Below are 21,680 nucleotides of genomic sequence, written 5' to 3'. Positions count from 1 at the left end.
ATAGAATAGGGCAAAACTTGTTCGCATTTTTAGAAAAGGGATAGGGATATAATTCAAGTAGTACTTCGAATACTCGAACTTTACACTCATAATATTAAAACAAATCCTTTTATATGGGAAATATGAATTACCTATATAATTCATTCGTAAAATATATTAATAGTTTGCTATATTAATTTTATCCCGCTATTTGTAAGCATTAACCCCCTACTGATTATAATTTCACTTTATTCCATCAATAGCATACAACCAGCTAAAACCGGTGTCATAATCATCGAAAACCTCAAAAGCATTCGCGGTGCATAATTTGTAAACTTCGCGCCAATGTATGCCCCTAACATGGTCCCAATTAATACTTGTAATAACAATATATAATCTAAATATCCTTCCGAACTATATCCTATCCCGCCTCCAATTGCAATCGGTAATATAACAAGCATTGTTGTCCCTACAGATTGCTGAATCGTAAGTCCCAATAGAACCATTAATCCAAGTTGAATAAACGGTGCAGAACCAATCCCAAATGAACCAGCCATCATTCCAGTAACTAATCCAAGGCATACACATTTCAACAAGTAGTTCACGGAAAACTCTTTATGTTTATATAAAGACGACTTTTCTTTGTTTTGGAACATAATTAATTTAATAAACATAAAAATTGCCGATAAAAATAACATCCCAGCTGTAAACCAATGAAGAAGATGTGCTGGTATAAGTGAACCAAATTTAGAACCAATATAAGAGCCAATTGCGCCAAATCCCCCAACAATCCCGCCTATAATAAGTGCAACATTGCCTTCACGGTAATGACTTACAACACCTGATAATGTCGTAAATGCCATTGCAGTTAAAGATGTTGCAAGAGCAACATGAATAGGAATATGAAATACTAAAGTGAGTATCGCGATAATAAACCCAGCTCCTCCAGCTCCAACAAATCCTAATAAAATACCCATTACTAACATTGTTATAATAATTGCCACAGACTTTCCCTCCAGTAACACAATTATCCATCATATTTATCCTTACATACAAATAAAAAGCATCCTAGACGGATGCTTTTTATTTCAAAAATATGTACTTAATCTTGATTAATCAAAATAACCGCTGGACCAGCGACCACTACTCCAGCTACTTCTATTTTTTCAAATTCCTTTACTGTAATAGATATAACTCCTTCTCTTTCCATCAATTCTTTACTCAGGACATCAGTCGGGATTGCTTTCACCGTCTTACCTCCTTTTCATTTATACAATATGATAAAGTAAAACTTTAATGAGTGGGGTTTTTGTCCGTACTTATTAATTATTACCCCTCACCAATCGGACTAATAATCACCCAATGCATCTATATATATGCATCACCTCCGCTTTCATTCCTTATTCCACTCAAAAACCTTCTCCCCCTTCCGTGACATATTGAAAAATAAAAAAGAAGCTATAACATATAGCTTCCCTCTACGTTTCTTTAATCTTTATGCACCGTATATTCCATGACTTTTCCATCTCTATCAAATTGGAAAACAAGCTGTTCGCTATCTATTGGAATAAAGCCACGTTCAGTCCCAAGATAATACAAAGTGGTAACTCCTTCTTCCCCACTTCTCGTTTCCGTTGGAGCTCCTAACAATTGTATAATTTCTTCATTTGATTTCCCTATTAATTTATATTTTTGTAATAGATCATCTACCATATATACCCGCTTATCTGCATGATTTAACCATCTATTTTGATTAAACTTTGATGTATATTCATTTACACTTAGTTGTACAGTGCACACTATTAATGGTATGAGTGCTACTATTAAAACCCCCAACATTTGCTTCTTTTCTTCATTACGATTTTTAGAAACATATAAAATAGCCCTTTGAATCATGACTAATAAAACAAATGGTATGAATACTACAAAAATGCTCCTTACACTTAAGGGTATATGGACCATATCAATGACGAATATAAATAGAATGTACATTACTATATACAAACAAAAATAGACATACAAAATGCCACGTAGCATAGCGTTCAGAAAGATCTCCCCTTTTAACTCACTATATAATTCATCCGGCTAATCATTTCTCGAATCTGTTCTAATTCTTGCACTGTATATACTACTTTCCCTGTTAAGATTTCATTTCTGAAGAACGTTACAATTTGCTCCCGATCTTTTAACCTAGGTGTTTCCTCACTAGAAAGGTCTACTATTGCTTTTCCATTTTTATTATAAAAATATACAACTGGTTTTACCTTTTCTTTTATACTATTAGCCTGTATTTCATTCAAACAATTGTATAAAATTTTAGATAGTTTCTTCGCCTTATATACTGGATTCCCTTCATTTTCCACTTGTATAGTTGAGGAATCTTTACCTACTATATATTCAAATGTCTCTTCTTTATCAACTTCTTGTTGATACTTACCCATTTCATCAATCATAAATGAATATATACCAGCATTTTCTTTCGTTAAACCATGAATTAATTTCTCGTTCCATTCTTTCGTCTCCAGTAGATAAATACCAGTTTTGCACAAGATGAGATGATGGATTCTATTATCGTTTATTTCACTATTATTTTTAATAAAAACATTCGGCATGACTTGAAATTCAGCATCTAATATGATGCCTTGCTCTATGAATCCTCGCTTCATATAATGTAATGTTTCGTACGTATTCATTTCAGCACCGTTTTTAGTATATTCTCGTAAATTTGCAATTAATTTTTGAAACATATGTATTTCTTTATTATGTTTATTTTGCATTTCACTACGTTCTTTACTATGCTGCATAGCTAATTGATTTTTCATCATACGCATATTTTCAATTTCTCTATTTGCACTTACTTGTAAATCATTGTATTTTTTCTGTTCCATATTTTTTAAATTATTTTGTTGTTCTTTATGCTCTATCACCGTAGCTGCAATTTCATTTTTATACGTTTCAATTGCTTGTTTCTTTTCAAATTCTACTTGCTGACTCTCTGATTCTAACTGTTTATTTTTATAAAACAGCACAAATGCTACAGCTAATAATATTAAAATCGCACCTATTAGCACATAATTCATATTTTTACTCCTTTATTTCATTTTCGATTATTTTTTATAAATATATCTACTATAGTATACTATGGTTTCGATATAGACTTTGTAAAAGTTGTATATTTTTAATAAAAGGCACCTCTGACGGGGCACCTTTTATTTTCACTCTATTGTACACCATACTGAATATAACTCGGATCGTAGTATATCCATTGATTTGTCCCTAAGCAAAGCCATCCATCTTGCTTACTCCATACTCGATACGCTTCACCCTGATGTAACTGTCTTATAACATTTCCATTTAATGATGGAGCATCACGCAAATTTACATTATCACCAGTAATAGTCGCCACATAATGTTTATACTGAATATAACTCGGATCATTATATACCCACTGATTTGTCCCTAAACAAAGCCATCCATCTTGTTCTCCCCAAACTTCATATGTTTCGCCACGATTCAATTGGCGAATTACACTAGACTGTAAAGATGGTCCACTTCTCAAATTCACATTATCTCCATTAATTATAGCAACCCCGTACACTGGAGTTGCATTATTAGGCGGGGAAACATTACCTCCACCACTTGCTCCATTCCCTTTTAAAGCTTCTAATGAAACTGCAGCTGATACATCACAATTTCCTACGCCTGAAATTTGTCCAGAATCTGTGTACTGCCACGCTGTCCACGCTGTCCATCCACCAGCATCAGCAGGCGGTGTACTCGAGTATTTAGCAATCCAAAGCGGTATATCACTTAATCCGCTAATTCCGAACTCATTAATATACCAAACTCCTGTATATAACATTACATCTTTTCCAGTAGCCTGTTTCACATAATTTATAAAGCTTCTTGCCCAATTTGATATAGCGTTACCAGTTAAATTACTGTTGCTCGGATCTGTTGGTGATTCTAAATCCAGAACTGGCATTAAGTCTGTCTGGTTACTTTGTAATATACTCACAAAATATTTCGCCTCTGAAATTGCATCATTTTGTTCTGGACGTGCAAAATGGTATGCACCAATTAATACATTCGCACTTCGGGCTCCTTGTACATTTTTAGTAAAAGTAGGATCAATGTAGTTTACACCTTCTGTCGCTTTTGCATACGCTGCTGGAATTCCAGATGCCTTCACTGCATTCCAATCAATATTCCCTTCCCAATGAGACACATCAATAAACGTAACATTTGAACTTGATCTGTTTTGCATATAAAATCTCCTATCAATTTTTTTACTTCGTATACATACAATATGTACAAGTTTCATAAGAGGACACGACATTTATGCTATAGAAACAAAGAGTAAACATATTTTGTATACAAAATAAAAAAGACCTTGTATTACAAGGCCTTTTGCAAACTCACTTTATTTTGTAGCAAGTACATATTATAATACAAACCTTGCTCACTTAGTAATTCTTGATGTGTTCCTCTTTCTACTATCTCTCCATCATGCATCACAAAAATTTGATCTGCATCTTGAATTGTAGATAACCTATGCGCAATGGCTATCGTCGTTCTACCTTTTCGCATTTGTTGCAACGCTGTTTGAATAGCCTCTTCTGTTTCTGTATCGATATTAGCTGTTGCTTCATCTAATACTAATACTTTCGGATTCGTTGCTATCGTTCTAGCAAAAGCAATTAATTGTCGTTGACCGCTTGAAAATGCTGCACCTCTTTCTACTACTTCTGTTTCATACTGTTTTGGTAACTTTTCAATAAACGTATTCGCTTGCACAAATCGAGCAGCTTCTTTTACTTCTTCATCCGTAATTTCTTCATTATACATACGAATATTTTGCTTTACATTTCCAGCAAATAAAAATGCATCTTGCAATACGAGTCCTATTTTCTTTCTAATTTCTCGTTCTTCAAATTTTTCTAAATCTACACCGTCTATTACAATATTTCCTGACTTAATATTATAAAATCGCATTAACAAATTCATAATCGTACTTTTTCCGCTACCAGTATGCCCAACAAAAGCAACCGTTTGCCCTTGTTTCACGTGAAATGATACATTTTTTAAAACGTCACGCTTTCCATCATATGAAAAAGTAACATTTTTAAATTCAATATCCCCATCCACGACTTGAGGATTCTCATTGCCTTTTTGAACCGGTGCTAAATCTTTCTCGTCCATTAAATGAAATACACGTGATGACGAAACAAGTGCCTGTTGGAAAAAGGACAATTTCATCATCATCTCATTTACAGGTTGGAAGAAACGATGTATATAGTTAACAAAAGCATATAAAACTCCTACTTCAACAGGGCTCTTTAAAGCATCAATCCCAAATAAACCTAGTACTAACGCAATAGCTACAATATGCACTAAATCCGTAGCTGGTCGTAAAAGTAATGCGTCTAACTTCAAAGTACGTCGCCCTGCACTATAATGTTTATTATTCACTTCTTCAAACTCTTTTCTCATACGTTTTTCTTGTCTGAACACTTGAACAATATTCATTCCTTGTATGGACTCGTTCAACTTTGCATTTAACACGCTTAGTTGATTACGTACTTCTAAATAAAAAGCTGCACTTTTCCGGCGATATAATACCATAATCGCAAACATTATCGGAATTAATACGAGAGAAAATAGCGCTAATTTTACATCTAATAAAAACATCGCTACTAAAATACCTACTAAAAAGACTACATTTTTCACAAATGTTGATAATACACTAACATAAAAATCTTTAATCGCTTCCGTATCATTTGTTATACGCGATACAAGTGTACCAATCGGCGTACGATCAAAGAAACTTAATGACAGCTTTTGAACATGTTCATATACTTCAACTCGCATATCTTGAACAATCTTAAAAGCAATGTTCTGAAAGTACAATAGATTTAAATACGTAAATAATACTTTTAATAAATGAGCAACTATGTAAATTACAAATAAAGTAACGAGCGCTGATCGTTCAAAATCCCGCGGTACTAGGTGTTCATCGAGGAATTGTTTAATTAAAAAAGGACCCATCATTTCCGTTACTGTCGCACCAACTAAAAAGATAAATGCTAAAGATAGCAACCCTTTATATGGCTTCATATAGGAAAGTAATCTACTTAAATCACTTCGCTTCTTCTCTACCATCATACGCCTCCTTTCTCGACTAAAGCTTCTAATTGCTGGCTTTCATACATTTCCTTATACCAGCCGTTTTCCTTCATTAATTCCTCATGTGTACCTCTTTGTACAATTCTACCTTCATCAACAACAAGAATAAGATTGGCATGCTGAATTGCACTTAATCGGTGTGCAGTAATAATCGTCGTTTTCCCTGCTCTTTCCCTCTTTAAGGCACTTAAAATCGTCTCTTCTGTTTTTGCATCTACTGCTGATAAACAATCATCCAAAATTAAAATTTCAGCATTTGTTAATAAAGCACGAGCAATAGAGATTCGCTGTTTTTGACCACCAGATAACGAAACACCTCTTTCCCCTACTACTGTTTCATATCCTTCTGAAAATTGGAGGATGTCATTATGAATACAAGCAATCTCTGCAGCTTCGGTAATTTCATTATATGTAGCATCCGCCTTTCCAAAGGCAATATTCTCACCAATACTTGCTGAGAATAAAAAATGATCTTGCGGCACGTATGAAATGGCAGAACGGACACCATGAAGTGTTATATCTCGAATATCTCGCTCCCCAATTTTTAATTCACCATTAAAATGATCATACTCACGGATTAAACATTTTAATAAAGTTGTTTTCCCTGCGCCTGTACGTCCTACAACTCCTAGCGTTTCGCCCTTCTTCAAATCAAAGTGAATATCGTTTAAATGTAACAATTCACTTTTCTTATACGAAAATGAATCAACGGCAAACGAAACATTACCGCTCGCTATTGTCTGTACAGCATTTTCGCTATTTACTACATCTGATTTTTGTGAAAGAATTTTTTCTACACGGTCATATGAAGCACGCCCACGCTCCATAATATTGAATAACCATCCAAACGCTAACATTGGCCAAACAAGGGTACCTAAATATGTCGTAAATGTAACGAGATCACCTACTGTTAATTCACCTCTTACAACTAATACCGATCCATAACATACTGCGATTAAAAAAGAAAATCCAACGATAAGAGAGATTGTCGGATCAAATAACGAATCAATACGTGCAACTAACACATTTTTATGTACAACATCTTCTGATTTTCTTCGAAACGCCTGCAAATCTTCTTTCTCTTGTCCAAGCGAGCGAATCACTTTCATTCCACTCATACTCTCTTGCACTTTATCATTGATTTCCGAAAACGATTGCTGTGCTTTATGAAACCTTTTATGTAATAAAGTTCCATAATAATTTGTCGAAATAGCTACAATCGGCATTGGAATTAAACTTAATAATGTTAACTTCCAGCTAATTGTAAAACCCATCGCTACGAGTACACATCCTCCGACAGCTAATGAGTCAACAAGCGTCAAAACACCTGCTCCAGCAGTTTGCTGGATCGCTTGAATATCATTGGTCGCATGTGCCATTAAATCACCTGTTCGATTTGACTGATAGAAAGATGGACTCATCTTTGTAAAATGTTCATATAAATTTTTTCGTAATTGGCGAGCTAATTTTAATGAAGACCCGAAAATCATAATACGCCATATGTAACGTAATATGTACATCGTAATGCCTACAATTACTAATAGTACAACCCATTTTAGTAACTTATCGGTCGTCAATGTTCCATCATTAATTTCATCTACAACGATTCCAATTACTTTTGGTGCTACAAGTTCTAAAAGTGCAACGCCAAACAATAAAATAATTCCAGTTATGTACGCTCGTTTTTCTTGTTTAAAAAACCACGCTAAATTCATAAACACTTTCATTTTTTTCCTCCTCCCTTAAAATGAGCGATGTTTTCAGTTTACCAAAAATACAGAATTTTTAAAAGTTTTAAAAACTATAACTAACAAAAAGAAAGACACTCTTAGCGAGTGTCTTTTAGCGCTTATTTCATTTGTTGCTTGTTCATTGCGCTCATCATTTGATTGATTTTCTTTTGGGAAGGTTTTTGTCCCATTTGCATCATCATCATTTTTAACATTTGTTCGTTAATTGGTGGATTTTTTTGTAAGTAATTCATCATATATTTGCGGGCAATGAAAAATCCTAACGCCACGCCTGCTACTAGTGCTACTACGCCCACTAGAATACCTAACCAAATTGGCATATATTTTCCTCCTTCATGTTGTCTACCTTACAGTGTACTAAAACCTTTTCAATAAGACAAGATACAATTCGACATTTTTTACACATATGTTCGTACTTGTTTTAGAGGATTCAGCCATCCGTACTTTGTATTTTCATAATCCATAGCTAAAAATGTTAATTCACACTTTCTTAACACCTCAAAGAATGTTGTTTCCATAGAGACATTTCCAGAGGTATTCATACGAATATAGTGCGGTTTCACCATTATTTCGCCGTACTCCGCTCCCGTATAAAGTGTATGTGTATGATGTGTTCTATCATATTTACCAAGAACGCGCAAAGCTTGTTCTAATTTATGATGAATTTTCATTACTTGCAATGGCATCGTTATATACATCATTTGCTTATATAACACTTTTTTCTCCGAAAGGGACCCAGATTCTGAAAATCGAGCAAATAAATCAAAAAACAAATATTCACGACCAAAATAAGCTTTCGCAATATCCTCTTGAATTAAATACAATTCATACGTTTTCATTTTTCCACTCCCAATCTGGACAACCTTTTCTCTTCATTATATATAAGAAAATTTGCAATGATTGTCTGACTGCGGAGAGATAAAAAACTTTTTCTGTCGAAAAAACTCATTTACATAGAAAAACCTCTCCATGCCGGAGAGATTTTTCTGAAATCATTAAAGCATTTCTTTTACTTTACGAACAACGTTCTCTACAGTAAATCCATACTCTTCCATAATCTTCTCACCAGGAGCAGAAGCACCGAACGTATCGATACCTAACACATCTCCTTCAAGACCTACGTAACGGTGCCATCCGAATGTAGCACCCATTTCGATTGCGAAACGTTTTGTTACTGCTTTTGGTAATACAGATTCTTTGTACTCTGCAGTTTGAGCTTCGAAGCGATCCATAGATGGCATGCTGACAACAGCTGCGTCAACGCCGTCTACTGCTAATGCTTTTTGAGCTTCAACAGCTAGGCTTACTTCAGATCCAGTTGCAAGTAAGATTACATCAGCCGTTTCTTTCTTGCTTGCAGAAACTACATATGCACCTTTTGCTACTTTTTCATACGTATCATCTTTTGCACCTTCTAATGTTGGAAGGTCTTGACGAGTTAATACTAAAGCAGTTGGTTTGTTTGTAGATTCTAAAGCAAGTCTCCAAGCTGCAACAGATTCGTTACCATCAGCAGGACGGATAACAGAAACGTTTGGCATTGCACGAAGCGCTGCTAATTGCTCGATTGGTTCATGTGTTGGACCATCTTCACCAACAGCGATACTGTCATGTGTGAATACATACGTTACTGGCAATTGCATTAATGCTGCAAGGCGAATTGCTGGACGTAAGTAATCAGAGAATACGAAGAACGTACCACCATAAGTTTTTAAACCACCATGTAGTGCAATACCGTTCATTGCTGCACCCATTGCGAACTCACGTACACCGTACCAAATGTTTTTACCGCTGTAATCATCTCTTGTAAAGTCTTTTTCGTTATTCATGTATGTTTTGTTAGAACCAGCAAGGTCAGCAGATCCACCGAAGAATGATGGTACAGACTCTGCAATTGCATTAATTACAGCACCAGAAGAATTACGAGTTGCTGCTTTTGATCCTAATTCATAAGTTGGTAGGTTTTGCTCCCAACCTTCTGGAAGTTGACCGTTCATTGCTGCTTGGAATTCGTTTGCTAATTCTGGGTATGCTTGTGCATATTCACCTAGCATCGTGTTCCACTCAGCTTGCGCAGTTTCACCAACATCTTGTACTGTTTTACGGAAGTTGTCATATACTTCTTCTGCTACGTGGAAGTCTTGCTCAGCAGTCCAAGCATATGCTTCTTTCGTTAATTTCGTTTCTTCTACACCAAGTGGAGAACCATGTGAAGCTGATTTTCCTGATTTGTTTGGAGAACCGAAACCAATTGTCGTTCTTACTTCAATTAGCGTTGGGCGTTTTTCGTCAGCTTTCGCTTCTTCAATTGCTTTCGCGATTGCTTCAATATCGTTTCCATCCTCAACACGGATTACTTGCCATCCGTATGCTTTGTAACGATCTTCTACACTTTCAGAGAATGAACGATTTAAATCGCCATCTAATGAAATATCGTTTGAATCATAAAGCACAACAAGACGACCTAATTGTAAATGAGCAGCTAATGAAGATGCTTCAGCAGAAACGCCCTCCATTAAATCTCCATCACCACAAATAGCGTATGTATAATGATCTACTACACTATACGCATCACGGTTATATTTAGCAGCTAAATGTCTTTCAGCCATTGCCATACCTACAGCAGTTGCAATACCTTGTCCAAGTGGACCAGTCGTTGCATCTACACCAGCTGTATGACCGTACTCAGGATGTCCTGGAGTTTTGCTTCCCCATTGACGGAAGTTCTTTAAGTCATCCATTGTTACATCATAACCAGATAGGTGAAGTAGGCTGTATAATAACATTGAACCATGACCTGCAGATAATACGAAACGATCACGGTTAAACCACGTTGGGTTATTTGGATTGTGTTTCATAAATTGAGTCCATAATGTATAAGCCATTGGTGCTGCACCCATTGGCATTCCTGGGTGACCAGAGTTTGCTTTTTCAATCGCATCGATGGATAATGTGCGAATCGTGTTGATAGAAAGTTGTTCGATTGAATGTGACATGCTATTCTTCCCTTCGCTTATATTAGTAAACGTTTTATACATTTATATGATAGCTTCCCACGCAAGATTATACAACATGTATCGACAAATATGTTGATATTTTTTTGATTTTTTATAAAAAAATCAATGTTTCCGTGAATGTATGGGCATTCAATATGACATACTTTTTCATTATTTTTATTTTGAAAAGAAAGGGAATTATCTGCATATTTATACAAACTTCTTCTATACTTACTTTTTTTAATACGTTTTTAAAAACACAAAAAGCATCTAACTTCGATGCTTTTCAAATAAGTTAAACAATCCGTTTCCGAATCGAACTTGAAATCCAATCAATTATAATTACCATTAAAATGATACCTAATAAAATAATACCAACACGAGACCAATTCCGTGAACTCAGCGCAAAAATTAAAGGTGTACCAATCCCTCCTGCTCCAATAACCCCTAAAATCGCAGCGGATCGTACATTAATTTCAAATCTGTATAACGTATACGATAGAAAATCCGGTAACACTTGTGGTAACACTGCATACCAAAGTATTTGAAAACGGTTTGCTCCTGTTGCTAGTAACGCTTCCGTCGGTCCTTTATCTATGTTTTCAATTCCTTCTGAATATAGTTTCCCTAACATTCCAATAGAATGTAATCCTAAGGCCAATACTCCTGCAAAAGAGCCTGGACCAACAGCTTTTATAAATAAAAGAGCCATAACTAATTCAGGAAACGTACGAACAAAACTAAGTACAAATTTCCCAGATCCTGAAGTTAATTTTCCACTACTCATATTCGTTGCCGCCCAAAAGGCAAACGGAACAGATAAAAATGCAGAAATAAATGTACCTAATATTGCAATTGCCAACGTATCAATTAATCCATGTAATAAATCTTCACCATCTGGCAAAGATACATACGACCAGTCTGGATTCAATATCCCTGTCATAATTGCTTTCGTGATTTCACCTGCTGTGTCCTTTATCCCCTCTAATGGTACTCCTGAAAAGGCCCATACATATACAACTGTAAGTGCTATTAAAATAATCCAGCGATATATACTCGGTTTCTTCGGTTTTGGCACAATCATCGTCGTTCTATTCATTATAGTTTCTCCCGTAACAATGTACTAATGTAGTCAATTAACAAAACAACAATAAGGGTATAAATAATTATAGAAGCAGTTTGTTTATATTGTAAAAATCCAAGTGTACGATCATAATATAGTCCAATACCACCTGCTCCTACTAAACCTAAAACAGCTGCTGCACGTACGTTCACCTCAAATGTATAAAGAACATAGGAGACAAAATGTGCTTTCACTTGCGGAATTACCCCATAAACAATCCATTGCACCTTATTAGCTCCTACCGCTGTCATCGCCTCTAACGGACCTGGATCAATTGATTCAATTGACTCATACAACAATTTCGCTACAAGTCCAATTGAAAAAAAAGTAAGAGCCAAAATACCTGGAAGTGGCCCAATTCCAAAAATCGCTACGAAAATTGCCGCTAATAATAAATCTGGTATCGTTCGTATCAAATTTAAAATCATTCGAGCTAGACTGTATAAAAATGTGTTAGTAAACACATTACTTGCTGCAAACAGTGCAAGTGGAATAGCTAAAATCGCTCCTAAGGTCGTCCCAATAATCGCCATACGTATTGTATCTAACATCGCTGTTGTAATAACTTGAAAATAACTCCAATCTGGCGGCACCATTTCTTTTAACAAATCCATCATATTAGGAAAACCAACTACTAGCTTTGAAAATGATGCGTCGACCTGTATACTACTTCCCCACAACAGTAAAATGACTAGAATAAACGTTAACATATGTTTTAACTTACTCGGCGGCTTCGGTATCGATTTCGAATATATCGTTACGTCACTCATTTAACTGCCACCTCTAACAATTCATTTTTCTGTGCTACATCTCCATAAATTTCAGCAAATTTTTCATCTGTCGCCTCTTCTACTGAACCATCAAAAACAATTTCTCCTGCATGTAATCCAATAATACGTGTCGCATATTGCCTAGCTAAATCAATAGAATGCAAATTCACAATTGTTGTAATTCCAAAATCTTCATTGATTTTTTTCAAATCATTTAATACTTGCTTTGTCGTAAGTGGATCTAACGATGCAACAGGCTCATCTGCCAATATGATTTTTGCTTCTTGTGCCAATGCTCTAGCTATTGATACACGTTGCTGTTGTCCTCCTGATAATTCATCAGCACGTGCATATGCTTTTTCTAAAATATTCACTCTTTTTAACGCTTGAAATGCGAGCTCCACATCTTCTTTCGGAAACAAACCTAACGTTGTACGTAATGTGGAATGATATCCAATACGACCAGCTAATACATTTTTTAATACTGTTGATCGCTTTACAAGATTAAAACTTTGGAAGATCATACCGATATCCCGGCGCATACGCCTTAATTCTTTTCCTTTCGCAGCAGTAATAGACTCACCTTCAATAATGATTTCTCCTTCGGTAATCTCATGAAGACGATTTACGGATCTGAGAAGTGTAGATTTTCCAGCTCCAGACAGCCCTACCATTACAACAAACTCACCTTTTTGAATTTTCAAGTTTATATTATTCAATCCTTTTGTACCATTTGGATACACTTTGGAGACATTTCGAAACTCTATCACACATCTTACCTACCTTCTATGTATTCAAAACGGCAAACTAACTGAAAACATCCCCTTTCAGCTAGCTGCCATTTCCATATGTATTATTGCGTTTTTACTTTCTTCCCATATTCACGAACGATATCAAATTTACTATCATCAGATTTAACATATCCTTCATGTGAATATACTTCTTTAATGATTTTGTGACCTTCCTCATTCTTTCCAATTTCAATGAAAGCATCTTGTAATTTCTTGCTCCACTCTGCTTCTAAATCAGATCGTACAGAAATTGTATCGTTCGGAATTTTCTCAGTAAATTTCACTATTTTCGTTTGATCAAATATATTCGGATAATCTTTTTTTACAATATTACGAGCATCTTGGAATACAACAGCCGCATCTACGTCACCATTTAAAAGAGCAATAAGCGACTGATCGTGACCTTTTAATGTAACAGGTTTCACATCTTTTAACGGATCAATTCCCTCTTTTAATAGAACAGCTGCAGGCCATACATACCCTGCTGATGATGTTACATCTTGATAACCAATCTTTTTACCTTTTAAATCTTTTACACTATTTATATTAGAGTCTTTTTTAACAACAAACTCAGATTTATAAAAATCTACTAAATCCTTTGTAGGGGCTCCCGTTTCATCATCTACTCCAAAACGTTGTGCTTGTAAAATTACATTTGCAGCCTTCTTTTCATGTGCTAATACGTACGCTGTTGGCGGTAAAAATCCTACATCTACTTGTTTAGATGCCATCGCTTCTACAATTGTATTGTAGTTCGTTGAAATACTAACTTTTACTGGAATATTTAACTTATCACTTAATAGCTTCTCAAGCGGTTTTGCCTTCGCCTCTAACGTATCCGCATTTTGAGAAGGAACAAATTGAACATTTAAAGTCTTCGGTACATACCCTTTTTTCGTATCTTCATTTTTACTTGCACTTGACTCTTTCGTCCCGCAGCCACTTAATAATCCCGCTGCTAGTACAACTGTTGTGCTCATTGCAAAAACTTTTTTCAACATATTAATGCCTCCATTTTTCATTGTTATAAAATAACCTTTCATAAACATGAAGAAATATATCACATATTTTTACAAATAATTGATTATTTACATAATCTTTACACATTCTATACACTCACATTAAAATTCTCTTCACATATTTGATATGATGAATTGGAAGATAACAATAGAAAAGGTGAGTCATATTGGAACAAAATCAAACTGTAACTTTAAACATCTTATTAACAAGCGATATACATGGCACTGTTTATCCTATTCACTACCAAGATAACTCCCCAGCAGAACTTGGTTTAGCTAAAATTTCTACTCTTATAAAAAAAGAACGTTCCAAAAATAGAAACGTTCTTTTAATTGATAATGGCGACTTTATTCAAGGCACACCATTTACTTATCATTATGTTACATACGAAAAAAACAAAAAAAACCCAATGTCCTTATTAGCGAATTACTTACAGTATGACGCTGCAATTATCGGCAATCATGAATTTAATTACGGGATGGATATATTAAATAATGCTGTGACTACTGCGAACTTCCCGTACCTATCAGCAAACATTTTAGATAAAAACAGTAAAAAACCTTATTTCGGGAAACCATATGTAATAAAACATATTGAATCAAATATAAAAATTGCTATTTTAGGGGTGACAACGCATTACATTCCCAATTGGGAACAACCCCATCACATTAAAGATTTACTATTTGAAGATGCATTAAAGACTACAAAAGAATGGGTTTCTTATATTCGCGAACATGAGAAACCAGATTTACTAGTCGTAGCGTATCACGGGGGAGTTGAACGAGATTTACAAACCGGGGTACCGACTGAAGTGTTAACAGGAGAAAACCAAGGATATGCAATGTGCCATGAAATTGAAGGCATAGATATCTTATTAACAGGCCACCAACACCGGGAAATTTCTCACACAATGGCTAACGGTGTAACAATTTTACAGACCGGATGCAATGGACACTCATTTGGAAAAGTAAAAGTAACATTCGAAAAAACGAAACATAAATGGGTGAAAAAAGAGAGTTCTTCTGAATTATTATCTGTACAAGGATTTGAGGCGGACCAAGATGTACTTTCATTGGTAGCCGATTACGAAGAGAAAACACAAAAGTGGCTTGATCAACCTATTGGAATCATTCAAGGGGGCATGCAAATTTCAGATGCTATGCAAACTCGTTTGCATGATCATCCTTTTATCGAATTCATAAATAAAATACAGATGGATATAGCTAATGTATCAATTTCTTGTACAAGTTTGTTCCATAATACATCTCCAGGTTTCCCGGAACATGTAACAATGCGTGACATCGTTTCTAATTATATTTATCCAAACACATTAAAAGTAATTAAAATAACTGGAACAGATATAAAAAATGCTCTTGAACTCTCTGCTTCTTATTTCACATTAAAAACAGATAGATCAATCACCGTAAGTCCTACCTACATAGAACCAAAGCCACAACATTATAATTATGATATGTGGGAAGGGATTTCATACGTATTAAACATTTCAAAACCAATTGGTGAAAGAGTAGAATCTTTACAGCATAACAGTGCTCCTCTTAATATGATTGAAGAATATGACGTTGTAATGAATAATTATCGTGCAAGTGGCGGGGGGAATTTCTTTATGTTTCAAAATAAACCAGTAGTAAAAGATATACCCACAGATATGTCTGAACTTATCGCTAATTATATATTGGAACATAAAACGATAGAAGCAACAGTTAATAACAACTGGAAAGTTATTAAATAACGATTTTTACAAATAAAAAAGATGGGCTTCGCCCATCTTTTAATTTAATTTTGCATTATCTTGCTTTTTTAAAGCTTTTAATTTCGTCGGTGTAACATCTGTACCTTCTTCGTTAACAACTTTAATACCTTTAAGTTCGTTTAACATATTTTGACGAAATCCTTTTAAATATTGTTCACGTAGCGATTGACGCTCACGTTGCTCTTCTTCAGTTAAACCTTCAGCTTTTGCTTTTTTCGCTAAGAAGTTAATGCGTTCAACGAGTTCGTGATTAATCATCTCGAATCCCCCTTCTAATCAAAACTGATTATTATCATACAATAGTTACTCTTCTTTATCAAGCAATTGCTTCGTATACTCTACATATCTACGATGTACAGTCGCCTTTGAAACATTATGACCAAATCCACGTAATGTTGCTGCAATTTCTTCAAACGTGAGTTCACTTTTTCGCAAACGTACAATTTCCTCAATTGGCACTTCTTTTTTCTCTCTTCCTACACTTAAATGACGATTTTTTAAATTTTTTTCTGGACGATAACCTTTTTCTACTGCACGTTGCATACCTCGTTTAATTTTCATATTATGAATCTTTCTTTGATATTCTTCAACAATACCAATAATATCTAATACCATCGAATCAGAATCCGACAATTGTAATTCACCATTATGTGTATGCGTATATACTTTTATGCCTTCTTTATGTAAACAATGCATTAACGCGATCTTCGCATTTCCTCTACCAAGACGCGTTTCATCTTGTATAAGTAACACATCAATTTGTTCGTCTCGAATTGTATCCAACACCTCTAATATACCGTCACGTTCAATTGTATATCCACTAGCCTGCTCTTCAATCACCTTAGTAACATTCATTTGATAGCGCTCAGCTAAATGCAATAATTCATCTTTTTGACGTAATAATGATGTTTCTTGCGCTTCTTTCGTTGTACTCACACGTGCATAAATAATTGCATTCATTTTGAACCCCTCTTTCTCCCTATTATTTCCCTATAGTGTAACATAAATCCGCCATTTGTTCGAACTTATGTTTGTAGAATGTTTTTTCACATGTTATACTTATTAATAAGAAAAATGAAAGAAAACGAGGTGTTAGAAAACATGGAAAAGTTAACGAAACGCCAGCAAGACATTCTCGACTTTATTAAGCTAAAAGTACAAGAAAAAGGATATCCACCTTCCGTACGTGAAATTGGTCAAGCAGTCGGCCTCGCTTCTAGTTCTACAGTGCACGGACATTTATCACGATTAGAAGAAAAAGGATACATTCGACGCGATCCAACAAAACCACGTGCCATTGAAATTTTAGGTGAAGACCGAATGGATACGGAAACACAATCTGTTATTCAAGTTCCAATTGTCGGAAAAGTTACTGCTGGTTTACCAATTACAGCAGTCGAAAGCGTAGAGGAACATTTCCCACTTCCAGCTAGTATTGTTGCTGGAGCAGACCAAGTGTTCATGTTACGTATTTCTGGAGATAGTATGATTGAAGCTGGTATTTTCGATGGAGATTTAGTTGTTGTTCGCCAACAACAGTCTGCATATAATGGTGAAATTGTAGTCGCTTTAACAGAAGATAATGAAGCAACTGTTAAACGTTTCTATAAAGAAAAAGACCATTTCCGTTTACAACCAGAAAATTCTTCATTAGAACCTATCATTTTAAAACAAGTGTCAGTTATCGGGAAAGTAATTGGCGTATATCGTGATTTACATTAAAAAATAATAAAAAGAAGATAATTACCTTATTTATATACGGTAATTATCTTCTTTTTTGTATTTTGATAGATTTCCATGCATTCTATTTCTTATTAACGAGTTTTAATCGTCACATCTCCAGCAGCCGTTTTACCACTAATCTTTTTACTACCATTTCCAATTGTTACGTTTTTATTTTCTTCATTAAAAATTGTTACATCTCCGGCAGCACTTTGCCCAGTAATTACCGCATCTTGTGGTTTTTCCGATAAAGTAATATCTATATCTCCCGCAGTTGAACTTGCTTCTAGATTATACTTAGAATCATGATCTTGAATATTTATTTCCCCACTTGTTGTTTTTGCGGTCACCTTCCCTAATACCTTCTTAAAATTCACCTCACCAGCTTTTGTCGATCCCTCCACATTCTTAGCCGTTATTTGTTTCAACTCTACTTCTCCAGCAAGTGTTCTAACACTTACGCTATCACTTTTCACATCACTCATTTCGATTTGTCCAGCAGATGAATTTACTTTTACATCTTGGTAAGAGCGTTCGGGCACAAGGAGAGTCAATTTAGACGTTTGAAACCTAAAATCGTAAAAAGAAAAATCAAATGAAGCACCTTTTTCTCTTTCCCCAATAACTTTTAATGTGTCACCATCTTCTGCGATACGAATCTCTTGTTTACGTACATCTCCTGATTGCTTGATATAAAAAGAAGAGTCAGGAGATTTTTGGACAATAATATCCCCGGCATCTAACTTAACTTCTATATTTTTTAATGTTTCGTTTTTAATTACATTTTCTTTATCGCCTTTTTTAGCAGTTTGTACTGCTTTTTCATATGTTTGGGAAATTCCTATTACTCCAATAATGATACAAGCAATAGCGATTAAAAATAGTTTTTTCATCATTTACTCTCCTTTTATCATTTTGAAGTTCCATATTACATATCGTACACACAATCTCTTAAACCACTTTGTACTATAAAAAGCGATAATACATAACAATAAACCTACTCCAACAAACGTTATACTAACGAAAAGATCCAACCATATAAAAGTACCCATAAATACTTTTCCAATAACGAAAAATGGTGTTACTACACTAGCAATACCACCGATCCAAAAAGAAAATATAAAAGCAATAATTGCGACTAACGGTCCTAACACAATAATAAAATTAAACAAACTAAGTCCAATCGCTGCCATAACAGCTCTTGTCACATTTGAAGTCGATGGATTTTTTTTCATTTCATCGAAGCGATACATCGCAAGTAATTCTTTCGCTATTACTTTCGGAGAACCAAGGCCTTGTATTATTTCTGATTCAGTTTTCCCCTCTTCTAGTCCAAACTGAAAGTGCTCTTCATAATCCAATAAAATATCTTGCCTCTCTTCCTCTGGTAACTTTCTAAGATAACTTGATAATTCTTTAAGAAACCCTTCTTTACTCATCCCATTCCACCCCTTCAATAATTTCTTGTACCCCTTTCGCAAAATCACACCATTCTGTTACTAACAAATGAAATTGCGTCTCCCCTTGCTCTGTTAATTGATAATATTTACGAGGTGGCCCTTCCGTAGATTCCTTTAAATACGTTTGAAAATACCCTTCTTTCGTCAAACGACGTAATAAAGGGTATACTGACCCTTCCGATATTAAAAATTTATTAGAAATTTGCTGAACAAGTTCATAACCGTAACTATCTTTACGTTTTACAAGTGCTAATACACAAAGTTCAAGCACACCTTTTTTAAACTGAACGTTCAAGTGCCATCCTCCTTTCCTATCTTAGTACTGTTCAATGCACAGTACCTATCTTATCCATAATATACCACTTAGTATTGTTTATTGCAAGGTACTCAACTATATGTATTCCTTAAATTTAGAAAATGAATAAACGAACTCCTGAATAAGAACGTATTATCACTAAACATCATTCAAGGTTTCATTTCATTTACATTAATATTGGAATTCATTCACTCTTTCCTCTTGAAGAATCAAACATAACCGTATTCACTATAGATTAATGAGAAAAAGCCCCAATACTTAGCGGTATTAGGGCTTTTTCTCATTAGTATATATTAGTCGAATTTTTACTGGGAAACCTGCATACGCGACAAATAATTTAATATTATATTTTTATTTCTCATCCCCGTTTCCCAAGATTTTTTGTTTAACATCCGATAAATCTCTCGACAACGAACTAAATGCTTTTGCTTGTTCTTCAATGACCTGTTGATTTTTTTCAATAACTTTTTGATATTGTTCTTCACGCTGTTCATTCTTTTTTTGCGTAGTAAACAGCATCCACACAAATAAAGCTGCGAATGCTCCTTGTTGAATCATTGAATTTAAGATCTGCTCTTCTATTATTCTCACTCCTTTTCTAATCTAAATAATTACTCATTCGAGTGACTCTAATCTTTTATCATCTTTTAACACCAATATGTCCTTATCGCTATCTCTCTGTCTTATAATTCTTACTAAAGCTATCTTTTATGTCATAACTTTATAGAATACAAAAACAGTTACTACTGGAGTTTTTATCGCATATCTACAATGTCAAAGTGTTTCTCTGGTGCCCAACGATTCCCACCAATATCAATCCAGCCTTCTTTACGGAAGAATACTGTAAGTGGTTCTTTTGAGTTAATACTGCCTTTGTATGCGCCATTAATTCCATCACAATAGCTTACTTCATATCCTTCTGGGAATTTTGATATTGCTTTGAAAGTTCTCCAATAATAATGCTCTGCTTTTACCCAACGGCTTCTACCTAAATCTAACCATACATCATTATCTTCTCCCCAGTACGCATCCCAATATAATACTTCTGCTGCTGTCGTAAAGTCCCCCAGATAATTACCGTGTGGTCCATCGTAATAGTTAATGCCATATCCTTCCCAGTATATTGATTTTGCGAACCCAATCCCTTCTGGTTGCGGTGCACCAACAACGCCACCCTTACCTGTAAACCATTCAAGAGATTTTTTACTGTTTAAATAATTTAAATCTACATTACCAGTTACGCCTGCAAGACTACCTGTTTCTGTATACTGCCATAAATCACAACTATAAGCTGGTTTATTTCCATAACGTGGAATCCAAAGGAAATCCGCATTCACAGTATTAAGTCCATAGCTTGTATACATGTGGTGTGATACATATAGACCCACTTTCCAACCTGCTGCACGGCACGTATCAATAAATGCCTGCGAAGCTTTTGCTAAGTTAGCCGCTCCACAACTTGCTAAGGTATCATCTTCTACATCTAATACTAAAAATTTTGCTTCTTTATCAGCGCGCGCCATAAAATCATTTGCTTCTACAATAGCATCCTGAACACTTACATAACATCCATAAGCATAGTGCCCAAATGGGACACCATATTCTTTACAACCTTGTACATACTCTTTATAACGTGTATCAATTGTCCTTGATCCATATTGTACACGTATAATAGCAAGTTCAAGCTCTTTACTAGCTGCCGCCCAATTTATTGAACCATTGTGATGAGATAAATCTGCAATTTTCTTCATTTCCATTCGCCTTCTTTCTCCTATAAAAATTTTAGACTAAAAAA

At 34.9% G+C, this 21,680-nt stretch carries 23 protein-coding genes; 2 read left to right on the top strand and 21 right to left on the bottom strand.

Translation table 11 applies throughout. The features are described from left to right. Positions 1-227 precede the first annotated feature (227 nt). From AU379_RS05970 to AU379_RS05905, 14 genes are all read right to left on the bottom strand, one after another. Complete coding sequence (locus AU379_RS05970) at positions 228-983, bottom strand: TSUP family transporter (protein ID WP_000974656.1); 756 nt, start codon at positions 981-983, stop codon at positions 228-230. A 98-nt stretch (positions 984-1,081) separates the two neighbouring features. Continuing rightward, positions 1,082-1,228 carry a BC1881 family protein gene (locus tag AU379_RS05965; protein WP_000644411.1) on the bottom strand — a complete coding sequence of 49 codons (147 nt, stop codon included), beginning with the start codon at positions 1,226-1,228 and terminating at the stop codon, positions 1,082-1,084. Between the two features lie 239 nt (positions 1,229-1,467). Next, a complete protein-coding gene (locus AU379_RS05960; RefSeq protein WP_000943751.1) occupies positions 1,468-2,016 on the bottom strand; it encodes a hypothetical protein in 549 nt (182 codons plus the stop codon). Between the two features lie 23 nt (positions 2,017-2,039). Beyond that, positions 2,040-3,059 carry an NERD domain-containing protein gene (locus tag AU379_RS05955; protein WP_061139005.1) on the bottom strand — a complete coding sequence of 340 codons (1,020 nt, stop codon included), beginning with the start codon at positions 3,057-3,059 and terminating at the stop codon, positions 2,040-2,042. Between the two features lie 140 nt (positions 3,060-3,199). Next, a complete protein-coding gene (locus AU379_RS05950) occupies positions 3,200-4,246 on the bottom strand; it encodes a GH25 family lysozyme (protein WP_044584774.1) in 1,047 nt (348 codons plus the stop codon). Positions 4,247-4,377: 131 nt separating this feature from the next. Then, a complete protein-coding gene (locus tag AU379_RS05945; RefSeq protein WP_000229522.1) occupies positions 4,378-6,141 on the bottom strand; it encodes an ABC transporter ATP-binding protein in 1,764 nt (587 codons plus the stop codon). Beyond that, complete coding sequence (locus AU379_RS05940) at positions 6,141-7,892, bottom strand: ABC transporter transmembrane domain-containing protein (RefSeq protein ID WP_061139004.1); 1,752 nt, start codon at positions 7,890-7,892, stop codon at positions 6,141-6,143. Before AU379_RS05940 ends, AU379_RS05945 begins: the two co-directional genes overlap by 1 nt. Positions 7,893-8,014: 122 nt before the next feature. Beyond that, positions 8,015-8,236 carry a YneF family protein gene (locus AU379_RS05935; protein WP_001123317.1) on the bottom strand — a complete coding sequence of 74 codons (222 nt, stop codon included), beginning with the start codon at positions 8,234-8,236 and terminating at the stop codon, positions 8,015-8,017. A 78-nt stretch (positions 8,237-8,314) separates the two neighbouring features. Beyond that, on the bottom strand, positions 8,315-8,755 hold the full coding sequence (gene sirA / locus AU379_RS05930; RefSeq protein ID WP_000860645.1) for a sporulation inhibitor of replication protein SirA: 441 nt from the start codon (positions 8,753-8,755) through the stop codon (positions 8,315-8,317). A gap of 156 nt (positions 8,756-8,911) precedes the next feature. Continuing rightward, complete coding sequence (tkt, locus tag AU379_RS05925) at positions 8,912-10,912, bottom strand: transketolase (RefSeq protein WP_000019782.1); 2,001 nt, start codon at positions 10,910-10,912, stop codon at positions 8,912-8,914. Between the two features lie 295 nt (positions 10,913-11,207). Then, the gene (phnE, locus tag AU379_RS05920) at positions 11,208-12,011 is read right to left on the bottom strand and encodes a phosphonate ABC transporter, permease protein PhnE (RefSeq protein WP_001082389.1); all 804 of its coding nucleotides are present in this window, start codon (positions 12,009-12,011) and stop codon (positions 11,208-11,210) included. After that, positions 12,011-12,805, bottom strand: coding sequence for a phosphonate ABC transporter, permease protein PhnE (gene phnE, locus AU379_RS05915; RefSeq protein ID WP_001286373.1), 795 nt, complete (start codon positions 12,803-12,805; stop codon positions 12,011-12,013). The genes phnE (AU379_RS05920) and phnE (AU379_RS05915) overlap by 1 nt, the downstream gene beginning before the upstream one ends. Beyond that, complete coding sequence (gene phnC, locus AU379_RS05910) at positions 12,802-13,575, bottom strand: phosphonate ABC transporter ATP-binding protein (RefSeq protein WP_000569246.1); 774 nt, start codon at positions 13,573-13,575, stop codon at positions 12,802-12,804. The genes phnE (AU379_RS05915) and phnC overlap by 4 nt, the downstream gene beginning before the upstream one ends. 83 nt (positions 13,576-13,658) lie before the next feature. Next, entirely contained in the window at positions 13,659-14,597 is a 939-nt protein-coding gene (locus tag AU379_RS05905; RefSeq protein WP_000915051.1) for a phosphate/phosphite/phosphonate ABC transporter substrate-binding protein, read from the bottom strand. 185 nt (positions 14,598-14,782) lie between these two features. On the opposite strand from AU379_RS05905, the gene AU379_RS05900 reads away from it, so the two are divergent. Further along, positions 14,783-16,366, top strand: coding sequence for a bifunctional metallophosphatase/5'-nucleotidase (locus AU379_RS05900; RefSeq protein WP_061139003.1), 1,584 nt, complete (start codon positions 14,783-14,785; stop codon positions 16,364-16,366). A gap of 39 nt (positions 16,367-16,405) precedes the next feature. Here the strand turns inward: AU379_RS05900 and AU379_RS05895 are convergent, their stop codons facing one another. Continuing rightward, entirely contained in the window at positions 16,406-16,645 is a 240-nt protein-coding gene (locus tag AU379_RS05895) for a DUF896 domain-containing protein (RefSeq protein WP_000607015.1), read from the bottom strand. A gap of 45 nt (positions 16,646-16,690) precedes the next feature. Next, positions 16,691-17,347: a recombinase family protein gene (locus AU379_RS05890; protein WP_000991472.1), complete on the bottom strand. Its 657-nt coding sequence runs from the start codon at positions 17,345-17,347 to the stop codon at positions 16,691-16,693. A gap of 141 nt (positions 17,348-17,488) precedes the next feature. Here AU379_RS05890 and lexA point away from each other — a divergent pair, with 141 nt between their 5' ends. After that, complete coding sequence (lexA, locus tag AU379_RS05885) at positions 17,489-18,109, top strand: transcriptional repressor LexA (protein WP_000413738.1); 621 nt, start codon at positions 17,489-17,491, stop codon at positions 18,107-18,109. Positions 18,110-18,201: 92 nt separating this feature from the next. On the opposite strand, the gene AU379_RS05880 is transcribed toward lexA, so the two are convergent. The 5 genes from AU379_RS05880 to AU379_RS05860 all read right to left on the bottom strand — a co-directional run bounded on the left by AU379_RS05880 (position 18,202) and on the right by AU379_RS05860 (position 21,636). Further along, the gene (locus AU379_RS05880; RefSeq protein ID WP_000976240.1) at positions 18,202-19,005 is read right to left on the bottom strand and encodes a DUF4097 family beta strand repeat-containing protein; all 804 of its coding nucleotides are present in this window, start codon (positions 19,003-19,005) and stop codon (positions 18,202-18,204) included. After that, positions 19,006-19,548 carry a DUF1700 domain-containing protein gene (locus tag AU379_RS05875; RefSeq protein WP_000031383.1) on the bottom strand — a complete coding sequence of 181 codons (543 nt, stop codon included), beginning with the start codon at positions 19,546-19,548 and terminating at the stop codon, positions 19,006-19,008. After that, positions 19,541-19,864 carry a PadR family transcriptional regulator gene (locus tag AU379_RS05870; RefSeq protein ID WP_001102627.1) on the bottom strand — a complete coding sequence of 108 codons (324 nt, stop codon included), beginning with the start codon at positions 19,862-19,864 and terminating at the stop codon, positions 19,541-19,543. Before AU379_RS05870 ends, AU379_RS05875 begins: the two co-directional genes overlap by 8 nt. A gap of 372 nt (positions 19,865-20,236) precedes the next feature. After that, on the bottom strand, positions 20,237-20,467 hold the full coding sequence (locus AU379_RS05865; protein ID WP_030027264.1) for a BhlA/UviB family holin-like peptide: 231 nt from the start codon (positions 20,465-20,467) through the stop codon (positions 20,237-20,239). Between the two features lie 173 nt (positions 20,468-20,640). Next, positions 20,641-21,636 (bottom strand): GH25 family lysozyme, encoded by a 996-nt coding sequence (locus tag AU379_RS05860; RefSeq protein ID WP_030027266.1) that lies wholly within the window; start codon positions 21,634-21,636, stop codon positions 20,641-20,643. Positions 21,637-21,680: the final 44 nt, after the last annotated feature.

It is taken from the genome of Bacillus sp. JH7, assembly GCF_001563515.1.
GTDB classification, from domain to species: Bacteria; Bacillota; Bacilli; order Bacillales; family Bacillaceae_G; genus Bacillus_A; species Bacillus_A cereus.
The sequence above is the reverse complement of the archived record's forward strand: the minus strand, read 5'-3'. Positions and strand labels throughout refer to the sequence as shown.